This window comes from Streptomyces calidiresistens (assembly GCF_014141525.1).
GTDB lineage: Bacteria > Actinomycetota > Actinomycetes > Streptomycetales > Streptomycetaceae > Streptomyces > Streptomyces calidiresistens.
Genome location: NZ_VKHS01000179.1, coordinates 1 through 8,077, shown reverse-complemented (window position 1 = coordinate 8,077; position 8,077 = coordinate 1). Strand labels below are relative to the sequence as shown.

Annotated in this window: 10 protein-coding genes; all 10 read left to right on the top strand. The window is 76.4% G+C overall.

The features are described from left to right. Positions 1 to 559, top strand: a 559-nt coding sequence (locus FOE67_RS10170) for an anthranilate synthase component I family protein (protein ID WP_182662754.1), incomplete at its 5' end; no start/stop codon positions are given. Beyond that, positions 556 to 1,359: a TIGR02234 family membrane protein gene (locus tag FOE67_RS10165; protein WP_182662751.1), complete on the top strand. Its 804-nt coding sequence runs from the start codon at positions 556 to 558 to the stop codon at positions 1,357 to 1,359. The genes FOE67_RS10170 and FOE67_RS10165, both read left to right, overlap by 4 nt. 136 nt (positions 1,360 to 1,495) lie before the next feature. Then, positions 1,496 to 1,789: an HGxxPAAW family protein gene (locus tag FOE67_RS10160; RefSeq protein WP_182662749.1), complete on the top strand. Its 294-nt coding sequence runs from the start codon at positions 1,496 to 1,498 to the stop codon at positions 1,787 to 1,789. Positions 1,790 to 1,976: 187 nt separating this feature from the next. Beyond that, complete coding sequence (locus tag FOE67_RS10155; RefSeq protein ID WP_323384636.1) at positions 1,977 to 2,468, top strand: DUF2752 domain-containing protein; 492 nt, start codon at positions 1,977 to 1,979, stop codon at positions 2,466 to 2,468. A gap of 292 nt (positions 2,469 to 2,760) precedes the next feature. Continuing rightward, complete coding sequence (gene trpC / locus FOE67_RS10150; RefSeq protein ID WP_182662745.1) at positions 2,761 to 3,567, top strand: indole-3-glycerol phosphate synthase TrpC; 807 nt, start codon at positions 2,761 to 2,763, stop codon at positions 3,565 to 3,567. A gap of 5 nt (positions 3,568 to 3,572) precedes the next feature. Next, entirely contained in the window at positions 3,573 to 3,761 is a 189-nt protein-coding gene (trpM, locus tag FOE67_RS29140) for a tryptophan biosynthesis modulator TrpM (protein ID WP_323384634.1), read from the top strand. Between the two features lie 173 nt (positions 3,762 to 3,934). Beyond that, entirely contained in the window at positions 3,935 to 5,275 is a 1,341-nt protein-coding gene (gene trpB, locus FOE67_RS10145; RefSeq protein WP_182662743.1) for a tryptophan synthase subunit beta, read from the top strand. Continuing rightward, the gene (trpA, locus tag FOE67_RS10140; protein ID WP_182662740.1) at positions 5,272 to 6,156 is read left to right on the top strand and encodes a tryptophan synthase subunit alpha; all 885 of its coding nucleotides are present in this window, start codon (positions 5,272 to 5,274) and stop codon (positions 6,154 to 6,156) included. Before trpB ends, trpA begins: the two co-directional genes overlap by 4 nt. 126 nt (positions 6,157 to 6,282) lie before the next feature. Continuing rightward, positions 6,283 to 7,338 (top strand): NAD-dependent epimerase/dehydratase family protein, encoded by a 1,056-nt coding sequence (locus tag FOE67_RS10135; protein WP_182662738.1) that lies wholly within the window; start codon positions 6,283 to 6,285, stop codon positions 7,336 to 7,338. A gap of 281 nt (positions 7,339 to 7,619) precedes the next feature. Beyond that, on the top strand, positions 7,620 to 8,077 hold a 458-nt coding region (locus FOE67_RS10130), incomplete at its 3' end, for a glycosyltransferase family 2 protein (protein ID WP_182662736.1).

The window sequence follows — 8,077 nt, the reverse complement described above, 5'->3', positions numbered from 1 at the left end:
CCGGGACCCCGACCCCGCCCGGGACGCCGCCCTCGCCGAGGAGCTGCTGGCCGACCCCAAGGAACGGGCCGAACACCTCATGCTGGTCGACCTCGGCCGCAACGACCTCGGACGGGTCAGCGCCCCGGGCACCGTGGAGGTGGTGGACTTCATGTCCGTCGAGCGGTACAGCCACGTGATGCACATCGTCTCCACCGTCACCGGCCGGCTCGCCGAGGGACGCACCGCCTTCGACGCCCTCACGGCCTGCTTCCCCGCCGGAACCCTGTCGGGCGCCCCCAAGCCCCGGGCCCTGCGGATCATCGAGGAGCTGGAACCCACCCGCCGGGGGGTCTACGGCGGATGTATCGGGTACCTGGATTTCGCCGGGGACGCGGACACCGCCATCGCCATCCGCACCGCCGTGCTCCGCGACGGGACGGCGTACGTACAGGCCGGGGCGGGCGTGGTGGCCGACTCCGACCCGGCGGCGGAGGACGCCGAGTGCCGGAACAAGGCCGCGGCCGTGCTCCGGGCGATCGGAACCGCCGAACGCCTGCGCGGTAGCGTGGAGGGGTGAACGACCCCCAGCGCCGTACCCCGTCCCGCGACGCCGGCCCGGACGCCGCCCCCGACGGGGGCACCGCCCCCGCCGACGACGGCGCGGACCGACCGACCCCCGGACCCCGGGACGGCTCGGCCGACCGGGTCGACCCGGAACCGACCGACGAGCCCGCCCGGACGCCCGGGGCCCCCGGCCGCGCCGCCCGCCGCGCCCTGCCCCTCGCACTGGCGGCGGGCTCCGTGGGCGCGGCCGTCGTCCTGATCGCCTCCGGGCAGCGGTGGGCCGAGGCCCTCGCCTCCGGCGCGGCCGGCGGCACCCTTCCCGTCACGGTCACCGGGGGGGAGGTCTCCGGGCTGCCCAGCGCCCTGGCCCTGGTCGGCCTCGCCTCGCTGGTGGCGGTCTTCGCCGTGCGCCGCACCGGTCGCCGGATCGTCTCCGGTGTGCTGCTGCTGGCGGGGGCGGGAGCGGTGGCCTCCGCCGTCGCCGGGGCCCGGGACACCGCCGCGCTGCGCTCCGCCGCCGCCGAGACGACCGGCCTGACACAGGCCTCGCTCAGTGGTGTCGACCACACCCCCTGGCCGTGGGTCTCCGCGCTCGGCGGACTCGCCATCGTCCTGGCGGGGGTCCTCGCCCTGCGCCACGGCGCGGCCTGGCCCGCCATGTCCGGACGCTACGAGCGAACCGGACCGAGCGGCGTTCGCGCTGGTGGGCGCGGTGGACGCGGCCCCGGCCGGCGTGCCGGCCGCCCGGCGGACCCGGAGCGGCCGGAGGAGATGTGGAAGGCCATGGACCGGGGCGAGGATCCCACCGGCTGAGCCCTCCACCCCTCCCGGGGAGGGGGAGGCGGGTGCGGCCGACGTGCGCCCACCTGTCAGAATGGCTCCGGAAATGTCCGCGGACGGCGCCCCGGTGCCCCCGCCGCGTGCCCCCACCGTCACCAAGGAGTCATTCATGGCGGCCAACAGCCACGGCCACGGCAATTCCCCGGCGGCCTGGACCGGAGTCACCATCGCGCTCATCGGCTTCTGCCTGGGCGGCGTCTTCACCGTGATGGCCCAGCCGTGGCTGGTGCTCGCGAGCGTCCTGGTCGTGGCGCTGGGCGGGGTGGCCGCGCTGGTGATGCGTTCCATGGGCCTGGGAGCGGAGCCCGCCCCGCAGCGTCCCGCCCCGGGCAAGACCTCCGTGCCCGGCCCCCGCGAGGCCGCCCCGGCCGAGGCCGCCGACACGCGCGGCGCCGCGGTCTGACCCGACCGGTCGGCACCGCCGACCCGTCACGGGTCCCCCCCCGGATCCTCCCGGACCCCGCCGGGTCGGCGCCCCCGCCGGCCCGGCTTCGCGTGTCCCCGCCGTTCGGGCGGCGGACCACACCCGGACGGCTGCACCGCCGTCCCGTCCCGGTGCAGCGGTGACACCCGGCCGGCAGGCTCGGACCGTGCCCGCGCCGCTCCCGGACCGGCTCCCGCCCGCACCGGAACACCCGCCCCCGGCCCGCCGGTCGCGAGACCGCGCGACCCCGCTCGCCGTCGTGGTGGCCGGGGTGCTCGGTCTGGCCGGCCTGCTGCTCCTCGCCGGAGCGGACCCCTCGGTGCCGGGACGGTACCCGCCCTGCCCCGTGCACGCCGCCACCGGCCTGCTGTGCCCGGGCTGCGGGGGTCTGCGGGCCGGTCACGCCCTGACCCGGGGGGACCTGCCCGCGGCGCTGCGGGCCAACGCCGTGGTGCCGCTGCTCGCCCTCGCCGCGCTTCTCCTCGCCCCACTGCGGGCGCTCCGTCGCCGTCACCGGCTCCCGGGGCGCCGGGACCCCGGCACGGTCCCCCGGCGCCCGGCGCCGACCCCGCGGCTCCTCCTCCTCATCGGGGTGGGGGCGCTCGCGGTGTTCACCGTGCTGCGGAACCTGCCCGTCGGCGCGTTCCCCGCCCCCTGAGGCGGGAGCCGCCGCGGGCCCCGGGCCGGGCCCGGCCGCTTCCCCCGCCGGCCGTCCGAGGGGTGGACCGGACCGGGGGGAATGCGGGTCCCACCCCCGCCGGCCGATACCATCGGCGTGTCCGACCGTGTGCGGCCGGAACCGACGGACACCCACGGGCGTGGACGCGTGCCGTGGGCCGGGGGCACCCCGCCGGGGTCCGCCTCCGCGGGAGGTGCCGCGCGTGGTTCCGACCCCCGGAACCGGCGGCGGGACGCCGCGACAGGAACCGCTACAGAAAGGAGCCACTCGCGTGAGTGTGCTCGACGAGATCATCGACGGGGTCCGGGCCGACCTCGCCGTGCGTCAGGAGCGGGTCGGGCTCGACGAGCTGAAGGAGGCCGCCGAGCGCGCCCCCGCCCCCCTGGACGGGGCGGCCGCCCTGCGCGGCGAGGGTGTGCGCGTGATCTGCGAGGTCAAGCGGTCCAGCCCGTCCAAGGGAGCGCTCGCGGCCATCGCCGACCCGGCCGGGCTGGCCGCCGACTACGAGGCGGGTGGCGCCGCCGCCATCTCGGTCCTCACCGAGGAGCGCCGGTTCGGCGGGTCGCTGGCCGACCTCGACGCGGTGCGCGCCCGGGTGGACATCCCCGTCCTGCGCAAGGACTTCATCGTCACCTCCTACCAGCTCTGGGAGGCCCGGGCGCACGGCGCGGACCTCGCGCTGCTGATCGTCGCGGCCCTGGACCAGCCCGCGCTGGTCTCCCTGGTCGAGCGCGCCGAGTCCATCGGCCTGACCCCCCTGGTCGAGGTGCACGACGAGGAGGAGGTCGAGCGGGCCCTGGACGCCGGGGCCCGGGTGATCGGCGTCAACGCCCGTGACCTGCGCACCCTGGAGGTGGACCGCTCCACCTTCTCCCGCCTGGCGCCCGAGCTGCCCGCCGAGGTGGTGAAGGTCGCCGAGTCGGGCGTGCGCGGTCCGCACGACCTGATCGCCTACGCCCACGACGGCGCCGACGCGGTGCTGGTCGGGGAATCCCTGGTCACCGGCCGGGACCCGCGGGCCGCGGTCGCCGACCTGGTGGCCGCCGGCGCCCACCCCGCCCTGCGACAGGAGCGCTGATCGCCGTGGCCCGTCACGCCCGCCTGCTCCCCGGTTGCCGCCCGCGCGGCTGCCGGGCGCCGGCGCGTCGCGTGCTGGGCCGCCGGGTGCGCTACCACATCGGGTGCGAGCCGGGCCAGATCAACGGCCGCCGATGGCCCGGGCCGACCGCCCCGCCGTCGGCCCCGCCCCGGAGCGTCCCCGCGCTCCCCTGAGCCCTCCCGTCCCGGACGGGGGCGGCGCGGAGCCGGTCGACGGCGGGGCGCGCCGTCCCGTCGCGCCCGCGCCCGCCCCGAAGGGGGCCGGCGGGGTGGTTCCGGCGGGCCGGCGAACCGACACCCCACCGATACCGGTTCGGACCACCGCACCCTTCCGGAAGGCTCACGCCATGACCGATGGTTTCTTCCAACCCGACCCCGACGGTCGGTTTCCCGGCGCCGACGGATACTTCGGCGCGTTCGGCGGCATGTTCATCCCCGAGGCCCTGCGGGCCGCGGTGGAGGAGGTCGCCGTCGAGTACGAGAAGGCGAAGGCCGACCCCGCCTTCGCCGCGGAGTTGAACGACCTCCTGGTCAACTACACCGGGCGCCCCAGCGCCCTGACCGAGGTGCCGCGCTTCGCCGAACACGCGGGCGGCGCGCGGGTGTTCCTCAAGCGCGAGGACCTCAACCACACCGGCTCGCACAAGATCAACAACGTGCTCGGCCAGGCCCTGCTCACCCGCCGGATGGGCAAGACCCGGGTGATCGCCGAGACCGGCGCCGGACAGCACGGCGTGGCCACCGCCACCGCCTGCGCCCTGTTCGGCCTGGAGTGCGTGATCTACATGGGCGAGGTCGACACCGAGCGGCAGGCGCTCAACGTCGCCCGGATGCGGATGCTCGGCGCCGAGGTGGTGCCGGTGGCCTCCGGCAGCCGCACCCTGAAGGACGCGATCAACGAGGCCTTCCGCGACTGGGTGGCCAACGTCGACCGCACCCACTACCTCTTCGGCACCGTCGCCGGCCCCCACCCCTTCCCGGCGATGGTCCGCGACTTCCACCGGGTGATCGGGGTCGAGGCCCGGCGCCAGATCCTGGAGCGCGTCGGACGCCTGCCCGACGCCGTGGCGGCCTGCGTGGGCGGCGGCTCCAACGCCATCGGCCTGTTCCACGCCTTCCTCCCCGACACCGGGGTCCGCCTGGTGGGCCTGGAGGCCGCCGGGCACGGCGTGGCCTCGGGCAAACACGCCGCCACGCTGACGGCCGGTGAACCGGGCATCCTGCACGGCTCCCGCTCCTACGTCCTGCAGGACGACGAGGGGCAGATCACCGAACCGCACTCGATCTCGGCGGGGCTGGACTACCCGGGTATCGGCCCGGAGCACGCCTGGCTGAAGGACACCGGCCGGGGCGAGTACCGCCCGGTGACCGACGCGGAGGCGATGGAGGCGCTGCGGCTGCTCTCCCGCACCGAGGGGATCATCCCGGCCATCGAGAGCGCGCACGCCCTGGCCGGGGCCCTGGAGGTGGGTCGCGAGCTCGGGCCGGAGGGTCTCGTCCTGGTCAATCTCTCCGGTCGCGGCGACAAGGACATGGACACCGCCGCCCGCTGGTTCGGCCTGTACGGGGACACGGCCGAGGCCGTGGGCGGTCCCGCCGACCTCGCCGCCGACGCCTCCACCGACCCCGCCGACCCGGCCGCCCCGGGGAACGGCTCCGAGCGCGCCTCCGAGGAGGGCTCCGCATGAGCACCGTCGAGACCCCCGGCGCCGGCGGCGCCACGGGAACCACCGGTACCGCCGAACTGCTCTCGGCGGTCCTCGCCGGCGCGGCGGCGGAGGACCGAGCCGCCCTGATCGGCTACTTCCCGGCCGGCTTCCCCACCGTCGAGGACGGCATCCGGGCCGCGGTGGCGATGGCCGAGGGCGGGTGCGACGTGCTGGAGATCGGTTTGCCGCACAGCGACCCGGTCCTGGACGGTCCCGTCATCCAGACCGCCGACGACATCGCCCTGCGGGGTGGTCTGCGGATCGCCGACGTGCTGCGCACCATCCGGGAGGTCCACGCGGCCACCGGCGTGCCGGTGCTGTGCATGACCTACTGGAACCCGGTGGACCGCTACGGACCCGAGCGGTTCGCCGCGGAACTGGCCGCCGCCGGCGGCGCCGGGTGCATCCTGCCCGACCTGCCGGTGGAGGAGTCCGAGGTCTGGCGCAAGGCCGCCGCCCGGCACGGGCTGGCCACGGTCTTCGTGGTCGCGCCCAGCAGTCGGGACGCCCGCCTGGCCACGATCACGGCGGCGGGCAGCGGGTTCGTCTACGCCGCCTCGCTCATGGGGGTCACCGGCACCCGGGAGTCGGTGGGGGCCGAGGCCCGGGAACTGGTGGACCGGGTGCGCGGGGTCACCGAACTGCCGGTCTGCGTCGGGCTCGGGGTCTCCACGGCCGCCCACGCCGCCGAGGTGGCGGGGTACGCGGACGGCGTGATCGTGGGGTCGGCCTTCGTCAAGCTCCTGTTGCCCGCCGCCGACGCGGAGGGCGTTCCCGGGGCCCCGGTGAACACCGTCGAGGCGGTGTCCCGGGTGCGGGAACTGGCGGAGGACCTGGCCGCCGGCGTCCGACGCCGCTGAACACCCGTGGTCGGCGCGCCCCGCCGGGGCGCGCCGACCACGCGCGACGCGGGACCCGTGCGACACGACACGCCCGAGGGGCGCGGTCGACGCCCCCGGGAGGTTCCGGCGACCTAGCGTGAGGAGATGCGCGTACTGGTCACCGGCGGTGCCGGATTCATCGGTTCCCACGTCGTCGACGCCCTGATCACGGCGGGGAGGGTGCCCGTGGTGCTCGACACCGAGCCGCGCGGGCACCACCATCCCGACGTCCCCTGGTACCAGGGCGACGTCCGCGACCCCGCCGCGGTGGAGCGGGCCCTGGTCGGGGTGGAGGCGGTGTGCCACCAGGCGGCGATGGTCGGCCTGGGCAACGGCTTCTCCGACGCGGTGGAGTACGTCTCGCGCAACGACCTGGGCACCGCGGTCCTTCTCGCGGCGATGGCGCGGTCCGGTATCCGGCGACTGGTGCTGGCCGGTTCCATGGTGGTCTACGGGGAGGGCCGCTACACCTGTCCCGAGCACGGCACGGTGCGGCCGGGGCCCCGGGCACCGGAGGCCCTGGAGGCGGGCCGCTTCGAGCCGCCGTGTTCCCGGTGCGGGCGGGACCTGGAGCCCGGCCTCGTCGCCGAGGACGCCCCGGTCGATCCGCGCAACGTGTACGCGACGACCAAGCTGACCCAGGAGCACCTGGCGGCCGCGTGGGCGCGTTCGGAGGGCGCCCGGGCCATCTCGCTGCGGTACCACAACGTCTACGGGGAGCGGATGCCGCGCGACACCCCGTACGCCGGTGTGGCCTCCTTCTTCCGCTCGGCGCTGGAACGCGGGGAGGCACCCCGGGTCTTCGAGGACGGTGCCCAGCGCCGGGACTTCGTGCACGTCACGGACGTGGCGGCGGCCAATCTCGCGGCCCTGGAGGCGCTGGAGACCCGTCCGGCGGGGACGCTGCGGGCCTACAACACCGGCAGCGGCGACCCGCACACGGTGGGGGAGATGGCCACGGCGCTCGCCGACGCCTTCGGCGGTCCGGCGCCCCGGGTGACGGGGGAGTACCGCCTAGGCGACGTCCGGCACATCACCGCCTCCTCCTCACGGTTGCGGGAGGAGTTGGGGTGGCGGCCCCGGGTGGGGTTCGCCGAGGGCATGGCCCGCTTCGCGGCCGATCCGCTGCGGCCCGCCGAGCCCGCGCCCCGACCGGCCTGAGGGGGGCGACCGGGTCGGAGGCGGTCGAAAGCCGTCGGCGCGCGGGGGCCGATCGGCATACCCGGGCCCGTTTCCGGTGAGACGACCGGTGTGAGAGGGACGACGGGTGCTGCCGGTGGCGACCGCGGCGCGCGGTGGGCGGCGGGTCCCACGGTTGGCGTTCATGTGAAGTTAGCTTTTTGTTATCGCCGACTGGTCGCGTTCGTTGCGGGAATGTGATTCCGCGACGAACCGGCCCGGTGACACCGCCACCACAGCCGTCCCACCGGAAAGGGAACCGGATGAGCGAGACCGCTTCCCGGGAGGCCGGGGCCCCACCGGAGGTCCGTCGGGACATCCACGGGGACCTCGTGCTGCCCTGCCTGAACGAGGCCGCCGCCCTGCCCTGGGTGCTGGGCCGCATCCCTCCCGGCTGGCGCCCCCTGGTCGTCGACAACGGGTCCACCGACGGATCCGCGCGGATCGCCGCCGAACTCGGCGCGCGCGTGATCCGGGAGCCCCGCCGCGGCTTCGGCGCGGCCTGTCACGCCGGACTCCTCGCCGCCGAGGCCGAACTGGTCGCCTTCTGCGACTGCGACGCCACCCTCGACCCCCGCGCCCTCACCCCGATGGCCGACGCCGTACGGGCCGGTTCCACCGACCTCGTCCTCGCCCGCCGACGCCCCACCACCCGTCGTGCCTTCCCCGTCCGCGCCAGGGTCGGCAACCGCGCCCTGTCCGTCATGGTGCGCCGCCGCAC

Bases quoted from the DNA above. Each gene is read 5' to 3' on its own strand.
- FOE67_RS10160 (WP_182662749.1), top strand. From the start codon at position 1,496: ATGGCGGCCAACAGCCACGGCCACGGCAATTCCCCGGCGGCCTGGACC.
- trpB (WP_182662743.1), top strand. From the start codon at position 3,935: ATGACCGATGGTTTCTTCCAACCCGACCCCGACGGTCGGTTTCCCGGC.
- FOE67_RS10135 (WP_182662738.1), top strand. From the start codon at position 6,283: ATGCGCGTACTGGTCACCGGCGGTGCCGGATTCATCGGTTCCCACGTC.
- trpA (WP_182662740.1), top strand. From the start codon at position 5,272: ATGAGCACCGTCGAGACCCCCGGCGCCGGCGGCGCCACGGGAACCACC.